The following is a 24,412-nucleotide window of genomic DNA, read 5'->3' as shown; positions in this document are numbered from 1 at the left end:
GCGAGACACGGCTGACACGGTTTCAGGGCGCCGCCGGGAAACGGGACACGACCGATGACGGCCCCTTGACCACTCCCCCGCGAAAACCCGATGCGAGGTTCCCACCGGGGAGCTAGCCTCCGATCATGACCTGGCTCCCCCGCGACTTCGCCCACCCCCTGCACGTCGACGTACCCGGTGGGTATCACCTGCGGCCGATTCGTGGGGCCGATGCCGCGCTCGACTATCCGACCGTCATGGGGTCGCGCGAGCGGCTCTGGGGCATCTTCGGGGAGGCCTGGGGGTGGCCGGCCGCCACCATCACCTACGAGGCCAATCTCGCCGATCTGGAGCGGCACGCCGCCGAGATCGACGCCCACGAGTCCTTCAACTACGTCCTCCTCGACGAGGGCGAGACCGCCGAACTCGGGTGCGTATACATCGATCCGCCCGAGAAGGCCGGCGCCGACGCCGAGGTGTCCTGGTGGGTGGTCGACAGTGCCGTGGGGGGCGAGGTGGAGCGGGCTCTCGACGCTCTCGTGCCTCAGTGGATCGCCGACGACTGGCCCTTCGTACGGCCTCGGTTCATCGGGCGTGATCTGTCCTGGGCGGAGTGGTTGCGGCTGCCCGACGCCGGCGCGTAGCACGTCTGGCTCGATGCCGACGGCCTGATTTCGCCCCTTGTGGCCGCGCTCACAGCGTTCCCATAATCCTTCAACAGATTTTGACCGGCTCATGCCATTCAGCGCAGGAGTTCTTTCTGTTTGTTTGGCATGAGCCTGACATCTCTGCGTATGTCCACCCCCCACGGAAGGCATCACGTTGAAGAAGCTCATCACCGCGCTCAAGAGAGCCGCGGCCGCCGGCGCCGCCGCGCTCGCGATCATCAGCCTTCAGCCCCTCTCCTCCGCGCAGGCCGCCCCCGCGCCCGTCGTCGGAGGCACCCGTGCCGCGCAGGGCGAGTTCCCGTTCATGGTCCGGCTCTCCATGGGCTGTGGCGGCGCGCTCTACACGCAGCAGATCGTCCTCACCGCCGCGCACTGTGTGAACGGCTCCGGCGCCAACACCAGCATCACGGCCACCGCCGGTGTCGTGGACCTCCAGTCCACCTCCGGCCGCGTCCAGGTCAGGTCGACTCGGGTGCTTCAGGCCCCCGGGTACAACGGCACCGGCAAGGACTGGGCGCTCATCAAGCTCGCCCAGCCGATCAACCTGCCGACGCTGAAGATCGCGACGACCACGCAGTACAACACCGGTGACTTCACCGTCGCCGGGTGGGGTGCGGCCCGGGAGAATGGCGCTCAGCAGCGGTACATGCTCAAGGCCACGGTGCCGTTCATCAGCGACGCCACCTGCAAGGCGTTCGGCGGGCTCTACAACGGGCTCGTTGCCGGGGAGGAGATCTGTGCCGGGTTCGCGGCGGGCGGGGTCGACACCTGTCAGGGTGACTCCGGGGGGCCGATGTTCCGTAAGGACAACGCCGGGGCGTTCATTCAGGTGGGTATCGTGAGTTGGGGTGACGGGTGCGCTCAGCGCAACGCGCCTGGTGTGTACTCCGAGGTTTCGACCTTCGCCTCGGCCATTGCCTCGGCGGCGGCGACGCTCTGACGCGCGTCTTCACCGCAGTCCGTACGACGTCCATGGGCCCGGCGCTCTCAGCGCCGGGTTCGTGCGTGTGGCCGCCGAGGGTGGTTCGCCCCCGCCGCCCCTACCCGTCCCATCCTCGGGGGCTCCGCCCCCGAACCCCCGCTCCTCAAACGCCGGAGGGGGCTGAAAACTCAGAACCCGCCTCCGAAGTCCCCGCCTCCGAAGTCCCCGCCTCCCCCGAAGTCTCCTCCGCCGAAGCCGCCGCCGAAGTCTCCGGGATCGAAGTCCGCGCCTGACAGGTCGCCGCCCTCGGAGCCGCCGTAGCCGGCGCCGTAGTCCGCCGCGTAGGACGGGGTGGCCATCATGCTGCCCAGCATCGTGCCGACCAGGAGGCCGGGGAGGATGCCGCCGCCGAAGTAGCCGCCTGCCCAGGGGCCGTACGCCGGGCCCGCGTCCCAGTAGGGGCGGGGGCCGGAGGCGGTCTCCACCTCGCGGTACGCCGGGTCGTGGCCGTCGGCCATACGGGCCTGGTCTGCGGCGCAGACCGGGACCTCGCGCGGTGTGCCGCCCGCCGGGGTCCAGGTCGCGTCGGTGACCGAGGGGCCGTGGCGCGGGTCGAAGAAGCAGGGGCCTCGGCGTTCGGGCAGCGGGCGGCCCTCGCGGCGCGCGGCCAGCTGGGCCAGGGAGAACCGGCCGTCCTCCAGTGTCTGGGTCACCGCGCGCACTTCCTCCGGGCGCCGCGTGGCCGCCATCAGCGACTTCGCCTTCTCGTACGAGTCCAGCGCCCGTTCGTAGTCCGCGCGCATCGCGTCGTCGGCGCCCGCCTCGGCGGGGTGGAAGTCGAGCCGGTCGAGTTCCTCGCCGAACGCGGTGATGTCCTCGTCGACGACGACCGTCAGCTTGGCGAGCGCGGCCCGCCGCTCCTCCTCGTGCCGCCGCCGGTTGCGCCGGACCAGTGCGTACGCGCCGGCGCCGCCCGCCGCCAGCACCGCGCCGGCGGTGATCAGCGCCCCCGTGTCCACGCCACCGCCACCGCCCGAGCCACTCCACGTGGCAGGCGCGGAACCGCCGACGTCGCCGCGCAGAGCGGCGTCGACGAAGTCGTTGAGCTGGGCCTTCGTGTCGCCCGCGCTCCCGACCGCCGTGACGAGGTTGGCGACCGCCGACTGACCGAGCACACCGCTGTCGGCCCGCGCGTCGAAGCGGTCGCCGAGACGTACGGCGTACAGGCCCGTGACGCCTGTCTCCGTGCGGAGGTTCGTGAAGAGGTTCTGGGTCGGATAGTCGGCCGGGAGGACGGCCACGAGCACGGGTTTGTCGGCGTCCTCGATCTTGGCGGCGAGCGCGTCGGCGTCGGACGCGGACAGCAGGTCGGAGGCGGCCGGGTCCACGTACACCGGGCTCGCGCGGAGTGCTTCGGCGACTTTGGAGAGGTCGGTGGCCGCATGCGCGCCGGGCGCGGATGCCAGCAGGATCAGGGCCGCGAATGTCACGGCGAAGGGCATCAGCAGCAGGCGTACGACACGACGGACCAGCACGGCCTTCATATCTTCGAAGCTACCCGAAGGAGGGCGGAAACGGAGACGGTGATGGTTTGCCGGTGAGGCCTCCACCATCCGAATTCTCCGTTGCCGCCCTTGTCTCAGGCCGCCCGGTACGCGGCCCTCAGTTTCTCCACGGCCGCGCCGTACCGGCCGGTCAGCAGCAGGTGGTCGGCGTCGGCGAAGGGTTTGGCGGTCGCCGGCGTGATCCCCTGGCCGATCCTCTCCTGGACCAGCAGTCGCGCCCTGGTGACGAGTGCGCGTCCCGCCCTGGCGTCGTGGGCCTTCTGCGCCGCACCGGCCGCGACCGACAGCGCCTTCAGGGTCTTCTCGCCGCCCTCCGGGATCCTGGTTCTCGTCGTGAGGCCCCAGCCGTACGGGAACTGCGGATCGTACGTCGTGTCGCCCACGTTGATCGGCAACTGGGCCTCGGACTTCGGCCAGGTGAGCGGGAGTTGGCCGGTGAACGCCCGCTTGCCGTAGAGCACGTCGGCGACGCCGTCGCCCTCGGTGCCCGGCAGCCAGGAGGCGACGAGAGCGTCGATGTCACCGAGCCGGTCGCCGATGAGCTGGGGGCGCCCGGCGACCACCAGTACCGCGCACTTCATCGCCGCGCACACCCGGTCGACCGCCGCCTTGTCGGCGTCGCTCAGCTCCAGGTCGTTGCCGTTGCCCACGTCGCCCATGCCCTCGGCGTACGGGGTCTCCCCGACGACCACGACGCCCACGTCATGTCCGGCCAGCGGGGCGGAGGCGTCCTTGGAGTAGGTGATGTCGCCGCCCGCCTTGCGCATGCCCTCCAGGATCGTCGTGCCCTTCGTGATGTTCCCGGAGGAGCCCTGCCAGGTGACGGTCCAGCCGCCGGTCTGGTTGCCGATGTCGTCGGCGTTGGACCCGGCGACGTACACCTTCTGGGACCCGGCGAGCGGCAGGACGCTGTGCGCGTTCTTCAGCAGCACCTGTGACTTCGCCGCCAACTCCCTTCCCACCGACCGGTGTTCGGCTGAGCCGATGTCCGCCGCGCCGCTGGTGTCGGCGTACGGCTTCTCGAAGAGGCCGAGCTTGAACTTCTGGGTGAGGATGCGGGAGACCGCGTCGTCGATCCGCTTGCCGCTGATCCGGCCGGCGTTCGCCTCGGCGGCGAGGGTGGTGCGGAAGTCCTGGTAGGCGTACGGGACCATGATCATGTCGAGGCCCGCGTTGACGGACGTACGGACGTCGGAGGCGTAGTCGCCGGGGATCTGGTCGATGGCCTGCCAGTCGCTGATGACGAAGCCGTCGAAGCCCATACGGCCCTTCAGCACACCGTTGATCATGTCGGCGCGGGCGTGCATCTTCACCGGCCCCTGGCCGTCGCCCGCGATGTCGAGGGAGGAGTAGGACGGCATGACCGAGCCGACACCCCGGTCCACGGCGTCCTGGTACGGGGCCAGGTGGACCGCCTCGAGTTGCTTACGGGTGACCTCGGTGACGCCCTGGTCGATGGTGTACGAGCCGGTGGTGGAGGAGCCGTATGTTGTGCCGCCGTCTCCTACGAAGTGCTTGGCCGTGGCGAGGACCTTGTCGTTCCGCTTCAACTCCGTGCCGTTCGCGCGCCCTTGGAGGCCCTGGATCACCGTCTCCATCGACTCGACGAGCGCCGGGTCCTCGCCGAACGACTCGTATGTGCGCCCCCAGCGTTCGTCACGGGCCACGCAGAGACAGGGCGCGAAGTCCCAGGGGATGCCGGTCGCCCTGACCTCGGCCGCTGTCACCTTCCCTGCCTGGTAGGCGAGTTGGGGATCGCGACCGGCTCCGATGCCGATGTTGTGCGGCAGGATCGTGGCGCCGACGAGGTTGTTGTGGCCGTGCACCGCGTCCACGCCGTAGATCAACGGGATCTGGAACCGCGTTGCCCGCGCCCGGAGTTGGTAGCCGTCGATCATCTTCGCCCAGGCCGCCGGGGTGTTGGGCGTGGGTGTCGAGCCGCCGCCGGAGAGCAGCGAGCCCAGAGCGTAGGACGCGATGTCACCGGGCGTCGCCGTGACCGCGCCGCGCTCGGCCTGGGTCATCTGGCCGGCCTTCTCCGCCAGGGACATCCGGGAGAGGAGGTCGGCGACTCGCTGCCTCACCGGCAACTTGGCGTTCAGATACGGGAGTCCGTGGGCGTCGATGACGATCTGCGGGTTCTCGGCGGGGGCCTTGGCTCCGGTGACCGTCAGTTTCAGGGGGATCGTCTCCGCCGGTTCCGCCGATCTGTCCTTGCGGGTGGGGACCTCAATCGTGCGGGTGGTGCCGGAGGCGGTGCCCGCCGGGAAGGTGAACTCGCCGTGGACGGGCCGGTAGTCGGCGCCGTCCGACGCCGTACCGCCGGTCGTCGTCTCGTAGGTGACCGTGACGGGGTCGGTGAGCGGGGCGGAACCGGTCGTGCCGAGGGTGACGCCGACCTTCGCCGTGCCGCCCTCCTTCACGGGGTACACGGCGGAGCCGGTGGTGACGGACGCGCGCAGTGCGGGGTCCGCCCTGCCGTACAACTCCACGCCGTCCATGGCGAATCGGTCGCTGATCCCGACGGGGAGGGTGAGCGCGTACCCCCAGGTCTCGGTGAGGCCGAGGATCTGGTCGATGCCGCCGACCGGCTGGTAGTCCGTGCGGTACACGAAGCCGGTGAAGGGGAGCTCGATCTGCTTCCAGCCGGTGAAGTCGTCGGTGAAGGAGGTCGTCCAGAGTTCGGAGGCCTCGCCGTTGGCGCCGCCGTCCTTCAGCTCGAAGTTGACCTTCCTGCCGTTGTTCCGGCCCTCCCACCAGAAGCGGATGCCCTTGCTCGCCGACCAGTCGTGGGCGGGCTCGGCGAAGGCGAAGTCGTGAGTGAAGCCGCCGTAGCCGCTGATGTCGTAGGTGCCGGTCAGGACCTTGGCGCCCTCGGGGGCGTCCGCCCGTTCGGTGAGGGCGAGCCGGGGCGGGTCGTCGCTGTCGCCGCCCCAGGTGAAGATGCCGTCGGCGGGCGGTGAGGCGAAGGGGACCTCACCCTCGAAGCGGTCCACCGGGACGGGGGCGGGGTCGTCGGCCCCGGCCGCCGTGCCCGCGGCGGCCAGGGGCAACAGCCCGGTGAGTAACGTGGCACAGACGAGCAGGGCGGTTCGTCGCATGGACCTTCCCTCGGCTCTCGGAGACCTGGAGTCCTTGGATCCTTGAGCCCACCTGAACACCTGGCGTGGACTCACGGCTTGGAACACGCCGCGAGTCAACAAGCGCCACATGCGACCGTCAAGCGCCCGAACAGGCCTCGCGTCACTCGGCCCCGGAGCCCTGGCCGGGTCTCCCTACTTCGCGGGCTGTACGCCCGCTCGCAGCAGCCCGTACGTGTAGGCGTCCGCCAGGGCCTCCCACGACGCCGCGATGACGTTGTCGGCGACGCCGACCGTCGACCACTCGCCCTTGCCGTCCGAGGTGGAGATGAGGACCCGGGTCGTGGACTGCGTACCGTGCTTGCCCTCGAGGATGCGGACCTTGTAGTCGACCAGCTCCAGCTTGGCGAGCTGGGGGTAGATCTTCTCCAGGGCCACCTTCAGTGCGCGGTCGAGGGCGTTGACCGGGCCGTTGCCCTCCGCCGTCGCGACGATCCGCTCGCCCTTGGCGAAGAGCTTGACCGTGGCCTCGTTGGCGTGGCTGCCGTCGGGGCGGTCCTCGACGATCGCGCGCCAGGACTCGACCTCGAAGTAGGTACGGGCCCTGCCCTCGGCCTCCGCGCGCAGCAGCAGCTCGAAGGACGCGTCGGCCGCCTCGAAGGTGTAGCCCTTGAGCTCGCGCTCCTTCACCCGCGCGACGACCCGGCCGACCAGCTCGCGGTCGTCGCCCAGGTCGATGCCGAGTTCCTTGCCCTTGAGCTCGATCGAGGCGCGGCCCGCCATGTCGGAGACCAGCATCCGCATGGTGTTGCCGACCTGCTCGGGGTCGATGTGCTGGTAGAGGTCGGGGTCGACCTTGATGGCCGAGGCGTGCAGGCCCGCCTTGTGGGCGAAGGCGGAGACACCCACGTACGGCTGATGCGTGGACGGCGTGAGGTTGACGACCTCGGCGATGGCGTGGGAGATACGGGTCATCTCGCGCAGCGCGCCCTCGGGCAGGACCTTCTTGCCGTACTTCAGCTCCAGGGCCGCCACGACGGGGAACAGGTTGGCGTTGCCGACGCGCTCGCCGTAGCCGTTCGCCGTGCACTGGACGTGGGTCGCGCCCGCGTCGACGGCGGCAAGGGTGTTGGCGACCGCGCAGCCCGTGTCGTCCTGGGTGTGGATGCCCAGGCGAGCGCCGGTGTCGGCGAGGACCGTGGCGACGACCGCCTGGACCTGGGCCGGGAGCATGCCGCCGTTGGTGTCGCAGAGGATGACGACATCGGCGCCGGCCTCGGACGCGGCCCGGACGACGTCCTTGGCGTACTCGGGGTTCGCGCGGTAGCCGTCGAAGAAGTGCTCGCAGTCGACGAAGACGCGGCGGCCCTGGGAACGCAGGTGGGCGACGGTGTCGCGGACCATCTCCAGGTTCTCGTCGAGGGTCGTGCGCAGCGCCAGTTCGACGTGCCGGTCGTGGGACTTGGCGACCAGGGTGATGACGGGCGCGCCGGAGTCCAGGAGAGCCTTGACCTGCGGGTCCTCGGCTGCGCTGCCACCGGCCCTGCGGGTGGCGCCGAAGGCCACCAGCTGGGCGTGCTTGAAGTCGATCTCCTGCTGGGCGCGGGCGAAGAACTCGGTGTCGCGCGGGTTGGCGCCCGGCCAGCCGCCCTCGATGAAGCCGACGCCGAAGTCGTCCAGGTGCCGTGCGATCGCCAGCTTGTCGGCGACGGTGAGGTTGATGCCCTCGCGCTGGGCGCCGTCGCGCAGGGTGGTGTCGAAGACGTGGAACGAGTCGTCGAGCTCGCTGGTTTCCGTCATGATCTCAAGGCTCCTGAGGATGTCGATCTCGGTCTGTACCGGAATGACCGGTTCCACCGTCCCCCAATGATCCCTCACGCTCCTTCTCCGGCTGAAGGTGGGCCAGAAAAGCGAAAAACCCCTCGCGGGTGCGAGAGGTCTGCGCGCGGGTCGAAGACGACGATGGCCGCTCGTACCTGGTCGTACGAAGCGGTCACTGCGGACCGGCGCGCCTGCTGCCAATAATCGTGGCGAACGAGAGCACGGGGGCAGTCTGGCACACACCGCCCCCGTGCTCACCCTCCGTCTCAGGATGCGAGCACTGGGCTGATCACCGCACGTGCCGTACGAACGCGTCGGCGCCGTCGTTGGTGTCGCCCTTCGGGATCAGGGTCGGGTCGGACGACTGGAAGACGATACGGCGGGCGCCGTCGGCGATCCGGCCCGGCAGGATCTCGGCGGTCGCGGTGCCGCCGTGGGTGTCGGGCGTGACCAGGGTGGTGGTGCCCCTCTTCAGGTCCCGCAGATAGACGGGGTACTCCTTGCCGTACTGGCTGCCGGGTTCCGTCACCTCCGAGGTGAAGGTGAGATGGCGGCCGTCGGCGCTGATCGCGGCGTCCCGGGTGTAGACCTCGCCGGGGCCGCCCTGGGTGCCGTGGACACGCCGGTTCTTGCCGGTGCGGAGGTCGTGCACGAACACGTTCCAGCTGGCGTCGGTGTCGCCGGGGACCAGGTGGGTGTCACGGGACTCGAAGACGACCGTACGGCCGTTGCCGCTGATGGACGGGTTCAGGGACTCCTTCTCGGTCGCCGAGCCGTCGTGGGAGCGGTCGATCTGGGTGTGCTTGCGGGTGCTGCGGTCGTACATCCAGACGTCGCCCCAGTCGTCGCCGCGCGGGCCGTTCATGTAGTTGTACTGGTAGACGACGCGACGCCCGTCGTCGCTGACCGTCGGCTGGAAGGCGTTGCGCGCCTCCCAGGTCGGCTTGGGGTGGCTGATCCGCTGGGTGGTACCGGCGACGCGGTCGCGCAGGAAGACGACGCTGCTGTAGCTCTGGGCGGTCTCCTGGAGCGTGTAGACCGCGTAGCGTCCGTTGGGGCTGACGGAGACCTCGGAGGGCTGTCCCGTGAATCCGTCGGGAATCTCGATCCCGAAGCCCACCCGCCCGCTCGTGCCGACCCTGTCGATCCACACGTCGGTGTCCTCGGCGGACGGCGCGTACTGGACGTACACGTATCGGCCGTCGTTGAGGACCGCCACCAGCCCCCCGAATCCCGCGAAGCGGAGCTTGCCGGTGCGCGCGTCGCGTACGTACATACCGCTGTGCGCCACGTTGGGGTCCAGGTCCTCGGCGTCCGAAGTGAGCGCGAGATGACGGCCGTTGCGACTGATGACGGACACACGCGTGGGCCCGTTCCCCGCTTTCCCGGCGGGGGTGACACTGACCGCCTCGGTATACGGCACCCTGACCGCGGCCCCGGCGACGGGCACGGTGAGCGCCGCCGACGCAACGACGGCGATCACCAGAGCGGCAGCGTGACGAGGCGCGTTCCGGTAGGCATACATGGCTGTTCCCCCGTGTTAGGCAGTTCCCCCTCAACCACCCACAGTAAAACGCCAGTTACCCACCGACACCCATTTTCACCAGAACGAATGAAACGCGCCCGTTTTTTAGGGGCGCGGGGAACTGCGCGACCAGCCCCCACCGGCCCGCAGCCAAAGATCCCCGACCCCGTCAAGCCCTCAGCCGAGCTGATGCATCCAGTTGTGGCGGTCCTCCGCCGTCCCCCGCTGAATGTCAAGAAGCGCCTCACGCAACCGCAGCGTCACCTCACCGGGCTCGCCCTCAACGTGCTGCCACTCCACACCCGGCCGCTTGACCGTACCGACAGGAGTGATCACCGCCGCCGTGCCACAGGCAAACACCTCCGTCAGGCTGCCGTTCTCGGCGTCACGCTGCCACTGGTCGATGGAGATGCGGCCCTCCTCGGCGGTGTAGCCGAGGTCGCGGGCGACGGTGAGGAGGGAGTCGCGGGTGACGCCCTCCAGGATGGAGCCGGTGAGGGAGGGGGTGACGATCCGGTCCCCGTACACGAAGTACAGGTTCATACCGCCGAGTTCCTCGATCCACTTGTGCTCGACGGCGTCGAGGTAGCAGACCTGGGCGCAGCCGTGCTCGGCGGCCTCGGCCTGGGCGAGCAGGGAGGCCGCGTAGTTGCCGCCGGTCTTGGCGTCGCCCATGCCGCCGGGGACGGCGCGGACGCGGTCCTCGGAGAGCCAGATGGAGACGGGCTTGACGCCACCGGGGAAATAGGCGCCGGCGGGAGAGGCGATCACCAGGAAGAGGTACTCGTTGGCCGGCTTGACGCCGAGGCCGACCTCGGTGGCGATCATGAAGGGGCGCAGGTAGAGGGACTCCTCGCCACCGTGCGCGGGCACCCAGTCGCTGTCCTGCCGGACAAGCAGGTCGATGGCCTCGATGAACGTCTCGACGGGCAGCTCGGGCATCGCGAGGCGCCGGGCGGAGTGCTGGAAGCGCTTGGCGTTGCGCTCCGGGCGGAAGGTGGCGACGGAGCCGTCGGGACGGCGGTAGGCCTTGAGTCCCTCGAAGATCTCCTGCGCGTAGTGCAGGGTCATGTTGGCCGGGTCGATCGAGAGCGGGCCGTACGGGACGAGCTGGCCGTCGTGCCAGCCGCGGCCCTCGGTCCACCGGATCGTCACCATGTGGTCGGTGAAGTGGCGGCCGAAGCCGGGGTTGGCCAGGATCGCCTCGCGCTCCGCGCCGGAAAGTGGCGAGGCCGAGGGCTTGAGCTCGATCGTGGGCGTCGTCATGAGTGGTTGTCCTTCACCGGTTTTGTGTGTGACGGGCCGCGCCCCACGCCCTCGACCACGGGTGGTCGATATGAGGACGTCCGAGCATTGCCTTCGTCCGCGGCTCCGCGTTCGATTATCGCGTGAAGGGGGCCATGGACGAAAAGGGCGTGAAAGCGACCCAGGGGATGATGGTGACACCCGGCGGGGACATAAGAGAAGCCGCCGGGTGCGGATGCGATCCGGCGGCTTCGAAAGGTACTGGTTTTCGAGTGAGCGCCGCGGGTCAGCCGGCTACTCGTACGGCGAGGGCGTCGCCGATCTCTTCTGTCGTACGGGTCGTGGTGCCGCGCTCCGCGAGGTCGGCGGTGACGGCGTCCTCGATACGGGCGGCCTCGGTCTCGTAGCCGAGGTGGCGCAGCAGCAGGGCGACGGACAGGACGGTGGCGCTCGGGTCGGCCTTGCCCTGGCCCGCGATGTCCGGGGCCGAGCCGTGGACGGGCTCGAACATGGACGGGAACTCGCCGGACGGGTTGATGTTCCCGCTCGCGGCGACGCCGATGCCGCCGGAGACGGCCGCGGCGAGGTCGGTGATGATGTCGCCGAACAGGTTGTCGGTGACGATCACGTCGAAGCGGGCGGGGTCGGTGACGAGGTAGATCGTCGCCGCGTCCACGTGGATGTAGTCCGTGGTGACCTCGGGGAACTCCTCGGCCACCTTGTTGAAGATGTTCGTCCACAGGTGACCCGCGAAGGTCAGCACGTTGTTCTTGTGGACCAGCGTCAGCTTCTTGCGCGGGCGGGCCTGAGCACGCGCGAAGGCGTCACGCACGACACGCTCGACACCGAACGCCGTGTTCACCGAGACCTCGGTGGCGACCTCGTGCTCGGTGCCCTTGCGGATGGTTCCGCCGTTGCCGGTGTACGGGCCCTCGGTGCCCTCACGGACGACCACGAAGTCGATCTCCGGCTGGCCGGCGAGCGGGGTGGCGACACCCGGGAGGAGCTTCGACGGACGCAGGTTGACGTGGTGGTCGAAGGCGAAGCGGAGCTTCAGCAGGAAGCCGCGCTCGAGGACACCGGACGGCACGCTCGGGTCGCCGATCGCACCGAGCAGGATCGCGTCGTGCTTCTTGAGGGCGTCCAGGTCCGCGTCGGTGAGGGTCTCACCGGTGGCGTGGTAGCGCCGGGCGCCGAAGTCGAACTCCTTGGTCTCCAGCTTCACATCCTGCGGAAGGACGGCGGAGAGCACCTTCAGCCCCTGGGCCACGACCTCTTGGCCGATGCCGTCACCGGGAATCACTGCGAGATTGATGCTGCGAGACATAACGGCACCGTACTCCGGGTCCCATGGGATGACACTCCATGTCCGCGATACGGACGCCGTGTCCCGGCCGCGAGGAGCGGACCGTCGGCGACCGTTCTTCGACCGGCGTTCACCTGCGCGTATGGCGGACGTCGGCGATTCCTGGGAGGTTCCCCTCCATGAACAGTCATCCGGACACCCCCGACGTCGGCATTCCGCCCCAGCTGGCCCGCCGGATGAGCATGGCGGAGCAGTACGAGTATCTGCGCACCCGGTTCACCCGGCGCCGCGCGCTGGTGACGGCGGGCGCGCTGGCCGGCGGCGGCCTGGTCACGGGCTGTTCGTCGAGCACGGGTACGGCGAATCCCGCGACCAGCAAGGTCCCCGGCTCCGCCGTGACCCCCTTCGGCCGCCATCTGGCCTTCGGCGCCGACCCGAAGACGCAGATGCGGATCTCCTGGCAGGTCCCGTTCGCGGTACGGAAGCCGTACGTGCGGGTCGGACCGACGCCCGGGAACCTGAGCCGGCGCGTCGACGCCGAGCTGCGTCCCCTGCACACGCCGGGCCTGACGGGCGTACGCCTCGACCTGGACCAGTACTACGTGCACGCGGCCCTCGACGGGCTGCGGCCCGGGACGACGTACTACTACGGAGTCGGCCACGAGGGCTTCGACCCGGCCTCGCGCGCGCATGCCGCGACGCTCCACACCTTCCGCACGGCGCCCGCGACCGCTCCCGCGAGCTTCGTGTTCACGGCCTTCGGCGACCAGGGCGTCACACCCGACGCGCTCGCCAACGACCGTGTGCTCGTTGCCCGGAACCCCGCCTTCCATCTCCACGCGGGCGACATCTGCTACGCGGACGTCACCGGCCACGGCGAGAAGTCGGACAGCTACGACCCGGCCGCCTGGGACCTGTTCCTGAAGCAGACGGAGACGGTCGCGAAGTCGGTGCCGTGGATGGTGACGACCGGCAACCACGACATGGAGGCCTGGTACTCGCCCAACGGGTACGGCGGCCAGTCGGCCCGCTGGTCGCTCCCGGACAACGGCTTCGACGCCCGACGCACCCCGGGCGCCTACTCGTTCACGTACGGCAATGTCGGGGTCGTGGCGCTCGACGCGAACGACGTGTCGTACGAGATCCCCGCGAACCTCGGCCACTCCGACGGTCGCCAGACGGCGTGGCTGGACCGGCGGCTCGCCGAGCTGCGCGCGTCGGACGCGATCGACTTCATCGTGGTCTTCTTCCACCACTGCACGTACTCGACGTCAACCCACGCCTCCGACGGCGGGGTGCGGGACGCCTGGCTGCCGCTCTTCGACAAGCACCAGGTGGATCTGGTGATCAACGGCCACAACCATGTGTACGAGCGGACGGACGCCCTCAGGGGCGGCCGCGTGGGCCGGCGGGTACCGGTCGGCGCGTCGACCGACCCGACGCGGGACGGCACCGTGTACGTCACCGCGGGCGGCGCGGGCCAGAGCCTGTACGGGTTCCCGTACGGGGTGAAGGACAGCTTCGAGGGGAAGGTGGCCGACCGGGAGTCGGTGGACAGCTACTTCTGGACGAAGTCGGGCGAGCGGCACGAGGACACCGTGGAATGGTCACGCGTGCGCTACACCGGCTACTCGTTCCTCTCGGTGGAGGCGAAGGCGGGCGCGCCGGGCACCGCTCCCCGGCTCGTGGTGTCCGCGCTGGCGCAGAGCGGGGAGCGCATCGACCACTTCGAGGTGCGGCGCCCTTAGCAAGCCGCCCTCGGTGACGCCTTCAGTGACCGGTCTGGCCGCCGTTGTCGCGGCGGTCGAGGGCGCGCTGGAGGGCTGCGGCGGCGTTCTTGCGGTCGGACTCGCTCGTCGGGGAGACGTGGCGGACTCGGCGGCGGACGGTCGTCTCGGCCATGGGAGATCGACTCCTTCAGGGAAGCAGGGAGTACGGCAGGGGGAGACGCCGGGTCGGACGGGGAGCGGCGGTACCGCAGGGGTTGCCTGCGACGGGTACCGGCTCACGACCGTCATTCGCTTGGTCCAGCGACACGTTCGGCTTCTACAAAGCTAGGTGAGGACAGGGCATCTGTCTCCACAATTACTCGGACTTCCTACTATCTGAGACGGTGGATTGGGTCACACCCCGCTGACCTGGCCTTTTCACATCACGTCGCCATCGCGCCAGTCGAAGATCAGCCCGTCCGAGGGGTCGAGGGAAGCGACAGCGGCGGGGCGCACGAAAACGTGGCCCTCCTCGTCCGGAAGACGGACCACTCCCGCCGTTCCGAGGGCGCTGATCCGTCCCTGCCAGCGCTGCCAGCCCCTGGCCGTGTAGAGGGCGGAGCCGGCCGCGCTCGCGGACAGCGCGCCGAAGTCGTAGCCGCCGTCGACATACCGCTCCAGCGCGTCCATCACCTGCCCGCCGAGGCCGTGGCGGCGGGCGTCGGTGCGGACGGCGACCGCTTCCACATAGCCGACGCGCAGCCAGCGGTCCCGGTGCAGCACGCGGCGCATGACGACCGAGCCGTGGGCGAGGAGCCCGGTGTCGTCGTGGACGAGGGCGTGGATGCCGCCGCGCGCGTGGTCCCAGTCCTCGTCGGAGAAGTCGCCGTCGAAGGCTACGTCCAAGAGGCCGCGTGCGGCGGCGTGTTCGGCGGCGGTGAGGTCAGCGGTGTGGGCGGTGCGCAGCGTGGGAGCCATGGTTCCAGTATTCCGAATGGCCTACGAATGGCCGAAGCTCGATTGATCCGACCTACGGCATACAGATGGCGCTGCACTACACCTTGACAGCCCTATTTCCACCCACCAGCCTCACAGTCATCGGATGAATGACGCTGAATGACGACTGGAGGGGTACTTCTATGTCGATCGCGCTGACACTCGCCTCCGCCCTGCTCGCCACCGCGGTGACAGCACTGCCCGCCGAGGCCGCGACAGGGCATACGGGGACGGCGGCTGCGGCCTGGGAGGTGAAGGCCCCGCCCGGCTCCCCCACGGCCGTTGTCGCACTGGACCCGGCCGATGGGCGGCCGACCCTCGCGGTGAGCCGCGCGGGTGAACAGGTCCTCGCCCCCTCCCCCTTGGGCCTGGTCACCGAACAGGCCGACTTATCAAGGGGGTTGGAGTTGTCGGGCCGCTCCACCCGCACGGTCACCGAGCGGTACACCTCGACAACGGGCAAGTCCCGCAAGCGCGTTGCCCGGATGACCGAGTCCCGCTTCCGCTTCCGTACGGCCGACGGCGCCCGCCTCGATCTGCTGGTCCGGGTGGCCCCGGACGGCGTCGCCTACCGCTACACCCTGCCGCGCACCACCGGCGACGTCCTGCGTGAGGCCTCCGCCTTCACCCTCCCCCCGGACACCACCGCCGTCGTCAACGCCTACCGGGCCGACAACGAACTCCCCTTCAAACGCTACGAGTCGGCGGCGACCGCCCCGGCGGGCGGCTACTCGATGCAGGCCCTCTTCGACACTCCCGGCGGTTACGCGCTCATCGCCGAGTCGGATCTCAACGGCGCTTACTCGGGCGCCCACTTGACGCACGAGGCGAACTCACCGACGTACAAGGTGAGCCTCTGGAACGACGAGCCGGTGCGGACCACGACCGGCACCCTGACCACCCCCTGGCGCACGATCGTCACCGGCGATCTGGCCACCGTCACGGAGTCGACCCTCGTCGACGACCTCGCCACGCCCTCCCGGGTCCGGGACACGTCCTGGATCAGGCCGGGCCCCGCCCTGTGGACCTGGCTCGCGGGCGGCAAGACGGCGGGGCAGAGCCTGGCGGCGCAGAAGGCCTACGTCGACTACGCGGCCGAGCGGGGCTGGCCGTACGAGGTCGTCGACGCGGGCTGGTACTACAAGCCCGGGGAATGGGACGTCATCGACCCCGACTGGCAGACGAACAACTGGATGCCGGAGCTGGTCCGTCACGCGGCGGCGAAGAACGTCGGTGTCCAGGTCTGGCTGCACTACACCCTGCTCACGGACCCGGCGGAACGCGAGAAGTGGCTCGGCACATTGGCCAGTTGGGGCGTCAGGGGCGTGAAGATCGACTTCATGGACTCGGAGTCGCAGGACCGGATGCGCTGGTACGACGAGGTCCTGGAGGCGACCGCCCGCCATCACCTCCTCGTCAACTTCCATGGTTCGACGATCCCCAAGGGCATGCAGCGCACCTGGCCGCAGGTCATGACGATGGAGGGCGTGGGCGGCGAGGAGAAGCGCAACAACACCGCCGAGCAGCTCGCCTCGCTCCCCTTCACCCGTAACGTGATCGGCTCGATGGACTTCACCCCGGGTGCCTTCCACCGTCCGGCGCGCCCCAACGTGGCTTCCGACGCGGGTGAGTTGGGCCTGACGGTGCTGTACGAGTCGGGCATCCAGAACCTCGCCGGAACCCCGGAGTCGTACGAGGCCCGGCCCGAGGCCCGCCGTTACCTGGAGCAGCTGCCGGGACGCTGGGAGGAGACCCGGCTGCTGACCGGTGACCCGGGCCGCTCCGCCGTACTCGCCCGACGCGCGGCGGACGGCCGCTGGTTCATCGGCGGCACGTTCGCGGGCGCGGCCCGAACCGCGGACGTACCACTGCGGCTTGGTGCCGGCCGCTGGCTGGTGGAGACGGTGACGGACGGCCCCTCGGGTCTGGTGCGCGAGGCTCGGACCGTACGGGGCGACGCGACCCTGGCCGTACCGGTGGTCGCGGACGGCGGCTTCGCCGCGCTCGCCTGCCGCTGGCAGCCGGGCCGTACGAACTGCGCGAAGGGGTAAAAGCGGACGCCGGGCCCGTGTGGGTGCGGGCCCGGCGTCATCCACCCGTGGCCGTCAGCCCATGTGCGGGTAGGTGTAGTCGGTCGGGGCGACCAGGGTCTCCTTGATGGCGCGGGTCAGCGTCCAGCGCATCAGGTTCTGCGGGGCGCCCGCCTTGTCGTTGGTGCCGGACGCGCGCCCCCCGCCGAACGGCTGCTGTCCGACGACCGCGCCGGTCGACTTGTCGTTGATGTAGAAGTTGCCGGCCGCGTAGCGCAGCTTCTCCATCGTGTACGCGGCCGCCGCGCGGTCACCGGAGATGACCGAGCCGGTCAGCGCGTAGTCGGACACGGACTCCATCTGGGTCAGCATCGTGTCGTACTTGTCGGCCGAGCTGTCGTCGTAGACGTACACGGCGAGGAACGGGCCGAAGTACTCGGTGGTGAAGACCGGGTTCGCCGGGTCCGTGCACTCCACGACCGTCGGGCGGACGAAATAGCCGACCGAGTCGTCGTACGAGCCGCCCGCCACGATCGTGCACGTCGGGTCGGAGTTCGCGCGGTCGATGGCGGCCTTGTTCTTGGCGAAGGCCCGCTCGTCGATGACCGCGCCGATGAAGTTGCCGAGGTCGGTGACGTCACCCATGGTCAGGCGGTCGACCTCGGCGGCGAACTCCTCGCGGAAACCATCGTTCCAGATGGACGCCGGGATGTAGGCGCGGGAGGTCGCGCTGCACTTCTGCCCCTGGTACTCGAAGGCACCGCGGGTGAGGGCCGTCTTGAGGACCGCCCGGTCGGCGCTCGGGTGGGCGACGACGAAGTCCTTGCCGCCGGTCTCGCCGACGAGCCGCGGATACGAGCGGTACTTCTCGATGTTGGCGCCGACCGTCTTCCACAGGTGCTGGAAGGTCTTCGTGGACCCCGTGAAGTGGATCCCGGCGAGGTTGCGGTGTTCCAGGGCGACCTCGGAGACCTCGATGCCGTCACCGGTGACGAGGTTGATGACGCCCTTGGGGAGCCCGGCCTCCTCCAGCAGCCGCATGAGGAGGACGGCGGCGTGGGTCTGCGTGGGCGACGGCTTCCACACCACCACGTTGCCCATGAGGGCGGGCGCGGTGGGCAGATTGCCCGCGATCGCCGTGAAGTTGAACGGGGTGATCGCGTAGACGAAGCCTTCGAGGGGGCGGTGGTCGAGACGGTTCCAGACGCCCGGGGAGTTGGCGGGCGGCTGCTCGGCGAGAAGGTCACGCGCGTACTTGACGTTGAAGCGCCAGAAGTCGACGAGCTCGCACGGACAGTCGATCTCCGCCTGCTGGGCGGTCTTCGACTGGCCGAGCATGGTGGAGGCGGCGAGGGTCTCGCGCCAGGGGCCGGCCAGCAGTTCGGCGGCGCGCAGGATGATCGCGGCCCGGTCGTCGAACGACATCGCGCGCCAGGCGGGCGCGGCGGCGAGGGCCGCGTCGATCGCGTCCTGGGCGTCCTGCCGGGTGGCGTTGCGGTAGGTGCCCAGCACGGCCTTGTGGTTGTGCGGCTGCACGACCTGGAAGGTCTCGCCGCCGCCCATCCGCCGCACACCGCCGATGGTCATCGGCAGGTCGACGGGGTTCTCGGCCAGCTCCTTGAGCTTGACCTCGAGGCGGGCCCGCTCGGGCGATCCGGGGGCGTAGCCGTGCACCGGCTCGTTGACGGGGGTGGGGACCTGGGTGACGGCGTCCATGGTGTCCTGAAACTCCTTAAGCGAGCGGGGGGTCGGGCTCAGCCCTTGGTGAGGATCGATCGTCCGAAGAAGAGGAGGTTGGCGGGCTTCTCGGCCAGCCGCCGCATGAAGTAGCCGTACCAGTCCGTCCCGTAGGCGGTGTAGACGCGCATCCGGTGACCTTCCGCGGCGAGCCGCAGATGCTCGTCGCTCCTGATCCCGTACAGCATCTGGAACTCGTACTCGTCGGGCTTGCGGCTCGCGCGCCGGGCGAGTTCCTGGGCGATGGAGATGAGGCGCGGGTCGTGGGACCCGATCATCGGGTACCCCTCGCCCTCCATCAGGATGCGCAGGACGCGGACGTACGCCTTGTCGGTCTCGGACTTCTGCTGGTAGGCGACCTCGGCGGGTTCCTTGTACGCGCCCTTCACCAGCCGTACGCGGCTGCCGCTCTCGGCGAGGCGGCGGGCGTCGGCCTCGGTGCGGTACAGGTAGGCCTGGATGACGCAGCCGGTCTGCGGGAAGTCCTTCCGCAGCTCCTCGTGGACGGCGAACATCGAGTCGAGGGTGGTGTGGTCCTCGGCGTCGAGCGTGACCGTCGTACCGATCGCGGCCGCCGCCTCGACGACGGGCCGGACGTTGGCGAGGGCCAGCTCGTGGCCGCCCGGCAGCGCCTGCCCGAACAGCGACAGCTTGACGGACATCTCGGCGCGGGTGCCCAGTTCCAGTTCCCCGAGCCGCTCGACCAGCTCCAGATAGGCGTCCCGGGCGGCGCCGGCCTGCTCGGGGGTGGTGATGTCCTCGCCGACGACGTCCAGGGTGACTTCCAGGCCCCGGTCGGTGAGGTCCTGGACGATCGGCACGACGTCGTCGACGGTCTCGCCGGGGATGAAGCGGTCGACGACCGGCCTGGTCACCGGGGCGGCCGAGATCAGCCGGCGCATCCGGTCGCTGCGCGAGGCGGCGAGAATCACGGGACCCAGCACGGGGCACCTCCACAAAAGGCCGGTAAACGGAGAACCACCGTGAAACCTAAGGATCCCTCCGATCGTGGGCCATCGACAGCTGTCACGCATCCGTGCCCCAGATCTCATACAGATGTCTGAAGGCGGCCGGAGAATGCGCGAGAATGCCCGTATGAGCCAGGCGAGCGGCGACCACCACGGGGACTATCAGGAACTGGTGGACGACATCTCGGAGCTTCTCGGCGCCCCCGCGACGCTGGAGAACCGCGACTTCGAGCTGCTCGCCTTCGGCGCTTACGACGAGGGCGAGCTGGACCCGTCGGCGCTGGACCCCGTCCGCACCCGCTCGATCCTGACCCGCCGCTCGACAGCGGCGGTACGCGCGTGGTTCGAGGGCTTCGGCATCACCCGGGCGACCGGCCCGGTCCGTATCCCGCCCACACCGGAGGCGGGGGTGTACCGGGGACGAATCTGTCTCCCCGTACGCCATAGGAGTGTCGTCGTCGGTTACGTGTGGTTGCTGGACGACGATCCGGGCCCCTCTGCTGAGCAGCTCACGGCGGCCATGGAGGTGACGGACCGGATCGGCGCGCTGCTCGCGGACGACGCGCAGGCGGGCGCCGACCTGACCCGCGAGCTGCGGACGGTGCTGACCGCCGAGCGCGGCTGGCAGCGGGACATGGCGGTGGCGGCGCTGCGTACGGCCCTGGGGGTGCGCGGCGAGGGCCCGCACACGGTGGTGTGCGTGGCGCCCTGGCCGTCGGCGGATCCCGAGGACGCCCCGTCGGCCCGGGCGGTGCCGCACGCGACGGCGGTGTGCACGGTGCCGTGGGGCGCGGCGGCCCAGAGCCTGGCCCTGCTGGTCAGGCTGCGCGCGACGGACGTACCCGCCCCGGCGCTGGCGGCGGCGTCCCGGCTGCTGAAGGAGACGGAGGGCGCGGTCGCGGCCGGTGTGGGCGCGCCGCGCACCGGCCTGGCCGGGCTGGGCGCCGCCTGGCAGGAGGCCTCGGCGGCGGCCCGCGCGGCCCTGGCCCAGCCGCACCTGGGCCCGGTCGCGGAGTGGGGCGCCATCGGCCCGTACCGCCTCCTCACGGCGCTGCCCCCGGACCTCGCCCAGGACCCCGCCGTACGCACCCTGCTCTCCCCCGCCCACCAGGAACTGGCCCGCACCGCCGAGGTCTACCTCGACCGCGCGGGCCAGGCGGGCCGCACGGCTGCGGAGCTGGGCATCCACCGCCAGACGCTGTACTACCGCCTGTCCCGGGTCGAGCAACTGACGGGCCTGGACCTGGACGACGGCGAGGACCGGCTGCTGCTGCACATGGCGCTGAAGGGCGCGCGGCTCTAGAGGGTCGTTCCCTCGCTGGTCACAGCCAGGTCGTCGCCAGCCAGACGGTCACGGCGCCGGTGGCGAGGAGGACGAGGTTGAGGGCGATGTCGCGCTCTCCGCGGCGCAGATGCACCCTGGTCGCGCCGATCTGCAGGGTCACGACCCCGATGGCGGCGGCCAGGGCCAGCCAGGGCGCGACACCGGTCAGCGGCGGGAGGACCAGGCCCAGCGCTCCGAGCAGTTCGACAGCTCCGATAGCCCTCACGGCCGGCATCGGCATGCTGTCGACCCAGGCCATCATCGGTCGGAGCTGTTCCCGGCTTCGGACCACCTTGACCCCGCCGGAGTAGAGATAGAAGAGGGCCAGCAGGCCGGCGGCGATCCCATACGCAACTGTCATGCTCCGATTCCACTGTCGGGGCACCACGGCTGTCCAAGACCCGTTCGGCGGCCTCGATACCGGCTCGGTATCGTCGCAGCATGGAGCTACGCACGCTGCGCTACTTCGTGGCGGTCGCCGAGGAACTCCACTTCGGCCGGGCAGCCACCCGGCTGCACATGAGCCAGCCGCCCCTGAGCCGGGCGATGAAGCAGCTGGAGACCGAGGTCGGCGCCAGGCTGCTCGACCGGTCGTCCGCCGGAGTCACGCTTACCGCCGCGGGGGCGGTCCTGCTCGACGAGGCACGCGCCCTGCTCGACCGAGCCGAGCGGACACGCGTACGCGTGGCGGCGGCGGCCGGGGCCACCACCATCACCGTCGGCATGCTGGGCGACAGTACCGATCCCGGCGCGGCCCGGCTGGCCGACGCCTACCGGCGGCGGCACCCGGGTGTCGAGGTCCGCATCCGCGAGAGCGACCTGACCGACCCCACCTGCGGACTGCACGCGGGTCTGGTCGACATCGCCCTCACACGCGGGCCGTTCGACGAGAAGGGTCTGACCGTGCACGAGTTGCGCGCCGACCCGGTGGGAGCGCTGCTGCGTGCCGATGATCCGCTGGCCCGCCGCGACCGGCTGAAGCTGGCCGACCTGGCAGACCGTCGCTGGTTCGTGTTCCCGACGGGCACCGACCCGCGCTGGCAGTCGTACTGGAACGGCGGCGAACCCCGCGAGGGTCCGGTGGTACGCGCTGTCCAGGAATGCCGACAGGCCGTTCTGTGGAACGGCACGGTCGGCATGACCGTCCTGGACCACCGGGCGGCGGAGGGGCTCGTCGTGGTGCCGCTGACCGACATGCCGCCGAGCCGTGTGGTGGCGGCCTGGAACGAGGGCGACACGAACCCCTTGATCCGGCCCTTGATCCGCTCGTTCGTCGAGATCGCGACCGCCGCGTACCACACCCCGCAGGGCGGCACGTCTAGCGCGCCGCCCCCATGACCCGCCGCAGACCCTCGGTGAGCTGGTCCGCGGTCGGTGCCGTCGTCGGGTCGAAGACGTACTGGCAGATGAGCCCGGTCATCAGGGTGTTGTAGAACTGGCCGACGGAGTCGACGTCCCCCTCCGGCACGTCCTCCTCTCGGCCCCCGAGGAACAGCGGGATGACGCCGCGCTTCGCGTCGCGCTGAGCCTGCGCCAAGTGGTCGCGGACGGTCGGCAGTTGATCCCCCAGGGCCACGATCTCCATGCTCAGGCGCCACAGTGATCCCGGCTGCCGCATGGTGCCGATGATGTTCGCCCACACCTCCTGGAACCGGTCGAGCGAGCCGGGTTCGGTGTCGCCGGCCGTCCCCATGGCGGGGCTGAAATCGTCGGAGAGTCCCTCCACCAGGGAGACGTACGCCTCCGCGAGGAGCTTGTCCTTCGAGCCGTAGTGGTAGCCGATCGACGCCAGGTTGGTCCCCGACTCCTTGACGATGTCGCGCGCCGTCGTGCGCACGAAGCCCTTCTCCAGCAGGCAGCGCTTGGCGCCTTCGAGCAGATCCTCACGGTGTCCCATGGGTCCACCCTACCCGCGATCCATACACCCGTCCTAGACGTACGAATTACACAGCCGTTCTAGACAATCGTTTAATACAGCCGTACATTCCTCGGCATGACGAACTCGACGGAACCCACGAGCACGACCGTTTACCCCGGGCCCGGCGCCCGTGCCGGCCGCCGTGAATGGACCGCGTTCGGCGTGCTGATGCTGCCGCTGCTGCTGGTCTCGATGGACGTGTCCGTCCTCTACTTCGCGGTCCCCGCGATCAGCTCGGACCTGGAGCCGACCGGAACCCAGCAACTGTGGATCTTCGACATCTACGGCTTCGTCCTGGCCGGTCTGCTGATGACGATGGGCTCGCTCGGCGACCGCATCGGCCGACGCAGGCTCCTCCTCGTCGGCGCCGCGGCCTTCGGCGCGGGCTCGCTGCTTGCCGCCTACGCGAACAGCGCGGAGACCCTGATCGCGGCCCGCGCGGTCCTCGGTATCGGCGGGGCGACCCTGATGCCGTCGACGATGGCCCTGATCCGCACGATGTTCCGCGACCCCGGCCGGCGCGCCAAGGCGATCGGCATGTGGTCCGGTGTGATGACCGGCGGCGTAGCTCTCGGCTCGGTGATGAGCGGCCTGCTGGTCGAGTACTTCTGGTGGGGCTCGGTCTTCCTTGTCAACCTGCCCGCGATGGCGTTGCTGCTGGTCCTGGGCCCGGTACTGCTCCCGGAGTCGAAGAATCCCAACCCCGGCCGCTTCGATCTCCTCAGCGTCCCCCTGTCGATGGCGGCCGTCCTCCCCGTGGTCTACGGCCTGAAGGAGATCCCGTCGGAGGGCTGGCACACCGAGTACGTCCTCTCGGTCGCCGTCGGCCTGTTCTTCGCGTACATCTTCGGCCGGCGCCAGCGCACGACAGCCTCACCGCTCATCTCCCCCGCGCTGTTCCGGGGTCGGGGCTTCGGCCCGGCCGTCTTCCTGAACCTGCTCTCGGCGTTCGCGATGATGGGCTCGGCGTACTTCACCACGCAGTACCTCCAATCGGTGCTCGGCAAGAGCTCCCTGGAGGCCGCGCTCTGGGGCCTGCTGCCGACGGTCCTGGTCGGCGTCGCCGCACCAATCGCCAGCGCCCTGGTCCAGCGGGGCGTGCAGCGCGCCCATGTGGTGGCCGGCGGCTTCCTCACGGCGGCCTGCGGATACGGGCTCCTGGCCCTGGTCGGCACGGACTCACTGTGGCTGGTGCTGGCCGGGGCGGGTGTCCTGGCGGCCGGGATCGTCGTCGTGATGTCCCAGATGATGGACCTCGGCCTGAGCGCGGCCCCGGTGGACAGGGCGGGCGCCGCGTCCTCCCTCCTCGAGACGGGCGCGGAGTTCGGCGGCGCGCTGGGCATGGCGATACTGGGCTCGATCGGTACGGCGGTCTACCGCCACGAGATGCCGACTTCGGCGCCCGGACCGGCCAGGGAAACCCTGGGCGGCGCCCTCGCAGTGGCCCGGCAGCTCCCGGCGCGCACGGGAGACGCGCTGGTCACGACGGCCAGGGAGGCCTACGCCCACGGGATGCAGACGGCGGCGATCGCGGGGGTGGTGGTGCTGCTGCTGGGGGCGGCGGCGCTGTCGGTGCGGGCGCTTCGCGGGGTGCGGGTGCGGGAGGTGTGCGAGTAACG

General features: G+C 70.1%; 20 protein-coding genes. 8 read left to right on the top strand and 12 right to left on the bottom strand.

The genetic code is table 11. The features are described from left to right. Positions 1 to 125: 125 nt before the first annotated feature. Together PV396_RS29100 and PV396_RS29095 are read left to right on the top strand one after the other, a co-directional pair. On the top strand, positions 126 to 623 hold the full coding sequence (locus PV396_RS29100) for an N-acetyltransferase (protein ID WP_319209647.1): 498 nt from the start codon (positions 126 to 128) through the stop codon (positions 621 to 623). A gap of 178 nt (positions 624 to 801) precedes the next feature. Next, positions 802 to 1,587 (top strand): serine protease, encoded by a 786-nt coding sequence (locus PV396_RS29095; RefSeq protein WP_319209644.1) that lies wholly within the window; start codon positions 802 to 804, stop codon positions 1,585 to 1,587. Positions 1,588 to 1,757: 170 nt separating this feature from the next. On the opposite strand, the gene PV396_RS29090 is transcribed toward PV396_RS29095, so the two are convergent. The 4 genes from PV396_RS29090 to PV396_RS29075 all read right to left on the bottom strand — a co-directional run bounded on the left by PV396_RS29090 (position 1,758) and on the right by PV396_RS29075 (position 9,395). Beyond that, positions 1,758 to 3,113, bottom strand: coding sequence for a hypothetical protein (locus PV396_RS29090; protein WP_319209641.1), 1,356 nt, complete (start codon positions 3,111 to 3,113; stop codon positions 1,758 to 1,760). A 95-nt stretch (positions 3,114 to 3,208) separates the two neighbouring features. Further along, the gene (locus PV396_RS29085; protein ID WP_319209639.1) at positions 3,209 to 6,235 is read right to left on the bottom strand and encodes a glycoside hydrolase family 3 protein; all 3,027 of its coding nucleotides are present in this window, start codon (positions 6,233 to 6,235) and stop codon (positions 3,209 to 3,211) included. A gap of 174 nt (positions 6,236 to 6,409) precedes the next feature. Beyond that, on the bottom strand, positions 6,410 to 8,014 hold the full coding sequence (gene cimA, locus PV396_RS29080; protein ID WP_319209636.1) for a citramalate synthase: 1,605 nt from the start codon (positions 8,012 to 8,014) through the stop codon (positions 6,410 to 6,412). 310 nt (positions 8,015 to 8,324) lie between these two features. Continuing rightward, entirely contained in the window at positions 8,325 to 9,395 is a 1,071-nt protein-coding gene (locus PV396_RS29075) for a hypothetical protein (protein WP_319209633.1), read from the bottom strand. On the opposite strand from PV396_RS29075, the gene PV396_RS29070 reads away from it, so the two are divergent. Then, on the top strand, positions 9,385 to 9,534 hold the full coding sequence (locus PV396_RS29070) for a hypothetical protein (protein ID WP_319209631.1): 150 nt from the start codon (positions 9,385 to 9,387) through the stop codon (positions 9,532 to 9,534). The two genes, PV396_RS29075 and PV396_RS29070, sit on opposite strands and share 11 nt — an antisense overlap. 203 nt (positions 9,535 to 9,737) lie before the next feature. Here PV396_RS29070 and PV396_RS29065 read toward each other — a convergent pair whose 3' ends face one another. Both PV396_RS29065 and PV396_RS29060 read right to left on the bottom strand, forming a co-directional pair. Continuing rightward, the gene (locus PV396_RS29065) at positions 9,738 to 10,826 is read right to left on the bottom strand and encodes a branched-chain amino acid aminotransferase (RefSeq protein WP_319209629.1); all 1,089 of its coding nucleotides are present in this window, start codon (positions 10,824 to 10,826) and stop codon (positions 9,738 to 9,740) included. Between the two features lie 265 nt (positions 10,827 to 11,091). Further along, positions 11,092 to 12,132, bottom strand: a complete 1,041-nt coding sequence (locus PV396_RS29060) for a 3-isopropylmalate dehydrogenase (RefSeq protein ID WP_319209626.1) — start codon at positions 12,130 to 12,132, stop codon at positions 11,092 to 11,094. A 158-nt stretch (positions 12,133 to 12,290) separates the two neighbouring features. Here PV396_RS29060 and PV396_RS29055 point away from each other — a divergent pair, with 158 nt between their 5' ends. After that, complete coding sequence (locus PV396_RS29055) at positions 12,291 to 13,859, top strand: metallophosphoesterase family protein (protein WP_319209623.1); 1,569 nt, start codon at positions 12,291 to 12,293, stop codon at positions 13,857 to 13,859. A 22-nt stretch (positions 13,860 to 13,881) separates the two neighbouring features. On the opposite strand, the gene PV396_RS29050 is transcribed toward PV396_RS29055, so the two are convergent. Both PV396_RS29050 and PV396_RS29045 read right to left on the bottom strand, forming a co-directional pair. After that, positions 13,882 to 14,013 carry a hypothetical protein gene (locus PV396_RS29050; RefSeq protein ID WP_006374903.1) on the bottom strand — a complete coding sequence of 44 codons (132 nt, stop codon included), beginning with the start codon at positions 14,011 to 14,013 and terminating at the stop codon, positions 13,882 to 13,884. Positions 14,014 to 14,258: 245 nt separating this feature from the next. Further along, complete coding sequence (locus PV396_RS29045) at positions 14,259 to 14,798, bottom strand: GNAT family N-acetyltransferase (RefSeq protein ID WP_319209620.1); 540 nt, start codon at positions 14,796 to 14,798, stop codon at positions 14,259 to 14,261. A gap of 161 nt (positions 14,799 to 14,959) precedes the next feature. On the opposite strand from PV396_RS29045, the gene PV396_RS29040 reads away from it, so the two are divergent. Beyond that, complete coding sequence (locus tag PV396_RS29040) at positions 14,960 to 16,867, top strand: glycoside hydrolase family 97 protein (protein ID WP_319209617.1); 1,908 nt, start codon at positions 14,960 to 14,962, stop codon at positions 16,865 to 16,867. A gap of 54 nt (positions 16,868 to 16,921) precedes the next feature. On the opposite strand, the gene pruA is transcribed toward PV396_RS29040, so the two are convergent. Both pruA and PV396_RS29030 read right to left on the bottom strand, forming a co-directional pair. Beyond that, entirely contained in the window at positions 16,922 to 18,562 is a 1,641-nt protein-coding gene (pruA, locus tag PV396_RS29035; protein ID WP_319209614.1) for an L-glutamate gamma-semialdehyde dehydrogenase, read from the bottom strand. A 38-nt stretch (positions 18,563 to 18,600) separates the two neighbouring features. Then, positions 18,601 to 19,527 carry a proline dehydrogenase family protein gene (locus tag PV396_RS29030; protein ID WP_319209612.1) on the bottom strand — a complete coding sequence of 309 codons (927 nt, stop codon included), beginning with the start codon at positions 19,525 to 19,527 and terminating at the stop codon, positions 18,601 to 18,603. Between the two features lie 133 nt (positions 19,528 to 19,660). Between PV396_RS29030 and PV396_RS29025 the strand changes: the two genes are divergently transcribed. Next, the gene (locus tag PV396_RS29025) at positions 19,661 to 20,854 is read left to right on the top strand and encodes a helix-turn-helix domain-containing protein (RefSeq protein WP_319209610.1); all 1,194 of its coding nucleotides are present in this window, start codon (positions 19,661 to 19,663) and stop codon (positions 20,852 to 20,854) included. Between the two features lie 19 nt (positions 20,855 to 20,873). Here PV396_RS29025 and PV396_RS29020 read toward each other — a convergent pair whose 3' ends face one another. Further along, a complete protein-coding gene (locus PV396_RS29020; protein ID WP_319209607.1) occupies positions 20,874 to 21,236 on the bottom strand; it encodes a DoxX family protein in 363 nt (120 codons plus the stop codon). Positions 21,237 to 21,316: 80 nt separating this feature from the next. Between PV396_RS29020 and PV396_RS29015 the strand changes: the two genes are divergently transcribed. Then, a complete protein-coding gene (locus PV396_RS29015; protein WP_319209604.1) occupies positions 21,317 to 22,213 on the top strand; it encodes a LysR family transcriptional regulator in 897 nt (298 codons plus the stop codon). On the opposite strand, the gene PV396_RS29010 is transcribed toward PV396_RS29015, so the two are convergent. Further along, positions 22,194 to 22,772, bottom strand: coding sequence for a TetR/AcrR family transcriptional regulator (locus PV396_RS29010; RefSeq protein WP_319209603.1), 579 nt, complete (start codon positions 22,770 to 22,772; stop codon positions 22,194 to 22,196). The genes PV396_RS29015 and PV396_RS29010 overlap by 20 nt on opposite strands. Positions 22,773 to 22,868: 96 nt before the next feature. Here PV396_RS29010 and PV396_RS29005 point away from each other — a divergent pair, with 96 nt between their 5' ends. After that, positions 22,869 to 24,410, top strand: coding sequence for an MFS transporter (locus PV396_RS29005; RefSeq protein ID WP_319209600.1), 1,542 nt, complete (start codon positions 22,869 to 22,871; stop codon positions 24,408 to 24,410). Positions 24,411 to 24,412 lie beyond the last annotated feature (2 nt).

Origin of the sequence: Streptomyces sp. ME02-8801-2C (assembly GCF_033793965.1) — a bacterium.
Taxonomy (GTDB): Bacteria; Actinomycetota; Actinomycetes; order Streptomycetales; family Streptomycetaceae; genus Streptomyces.
Note: the sequence above shows the minus strand (reverse complement) of the source record. Positions and strands in the feature narration are given on the sequence as shown.

Excerpts from the sequence above, each read along its gene's own strand:
- PV396_RS29100 (WP_319209647.1), top strand. The coding sequence starts at position 126 with ATGACCTGGCTCCCCCGCGACTTCGCCCACCCCCTGCACGTCGACGTA.
- PV396_RS29090 (WP_319209641.1), bottom strand. The coding sequence starts at position 3,113 with ATGAAGGCCGTGCTGGTCCGTCGTGTCGTACGCCTGCTGCTGATGCCC.
- PV396_RS29085 (WP_319209639.1), bottom strand. The coding sequence starts at position 6,235 with ATGCGACGAACCGCCCTGCTCGTCTGTGCCACGTTACTCACCGGGCTG.
- cimA (WP_319209636.1), bottom strand. The coding sequence starts at position 8,014 with ATGACGGAAACCAGCGAGCTCGACGACTCGTTCCACGTCTTCGACACC.
- PV396_RS29070 (WP_319209631.1), top strand. The coding sequence starts at position 9,385 with ATGACGGACACACGCGTGGGCCCGTTCCCCGCTTTCCCGGCGGGGGTG.
- PV396_RS29065 (WP_319209629.1), bottom strand. The coding sequence starts at position 10,826 with ATGACGACGCCCACGATCGAGCTCAAGCCCTCGGCCTCGCCACTTTCC.
- PV396_RS29060 (WP_319209626.1), bottom strand. The coding sequence starts at position 12,132 with ATGTCTCGCAGCATCAATCTCGCAGTGATTCCCGGTGACGGCATCGGC.
- PV396_RS29055 (WP_319209623.1), top strand. The coding sequence starts at position 12,291 with ATGAACAGTCATCCGGACACCCCCGACGTCGGCATTCCGCCCCAGCTG.
- PV396_RS29050 (WP_006374903.1), bottom strand. The coding sequence starts at position 14,013 with ATGGCCGAGACGACCGTCCGCCGCCGAGTCCGCCACGTCTCCCCGACG.
- PV396_RS29045 (WP_319209620.1), bottom strand. The coding sequence starts at position 14,798 with ATGGCTCCCACGCTGCGCACCGCCCACACCGCTGACCTCACCGCCGCC.
- PV396_RS29040 (WP_319209617.1), top strand. The coding sequence starts at position 14,960 with ATGTCGATCGCGCTGACACTCGCCTCCGCCCTGCTCGCCACCGCGGTG.
- pruA (WP_319209614.1), bottom strand. The coding sequence starts at position 18,562 with ATGGACGCCGTCACCCAGGTCCCCACCCCCGTCAACGAGCCGGTGCAC.
- PV396_RS29025 (WP_319209610.1), top strand. The coding sequence starts at position 19,661 with ATGCGCGAGAATGCCCGTATGAGCCAGGCGAGCGGCGACCACCACGGG.
- PV396_RS29020 (WP_319209607.1), bottom strand. The coding sequence starts at position 21,236 with ATGACAGTTGCGTATGGGATCGCCGCCGGCCTGCTGGCCCTCTTCTAT.
- PV396_RS29015 (WP_319209604.1), top strand. The coding sequence starts at position 21,317 with ATGGAGCTACGCACGCTGCGCTACTTCGTGGCGGTCGCCGAGGAACTC.
- PV396_RS29010 (WP_319209603.1), bottom strand. The coding sequence starts at position 22,772 with ATGGGACACCGTGAGGATCTGCTCGAAGGCGCCAAGCGCTGCCTGCTG.
- PV396_RS29005 (WP_319209600.1), top strand. The coding sequence starts at position 22,869 with ATGACGAACTCGACGGAACCCACGAGCACGACCGTTTACCCCGGGCCC.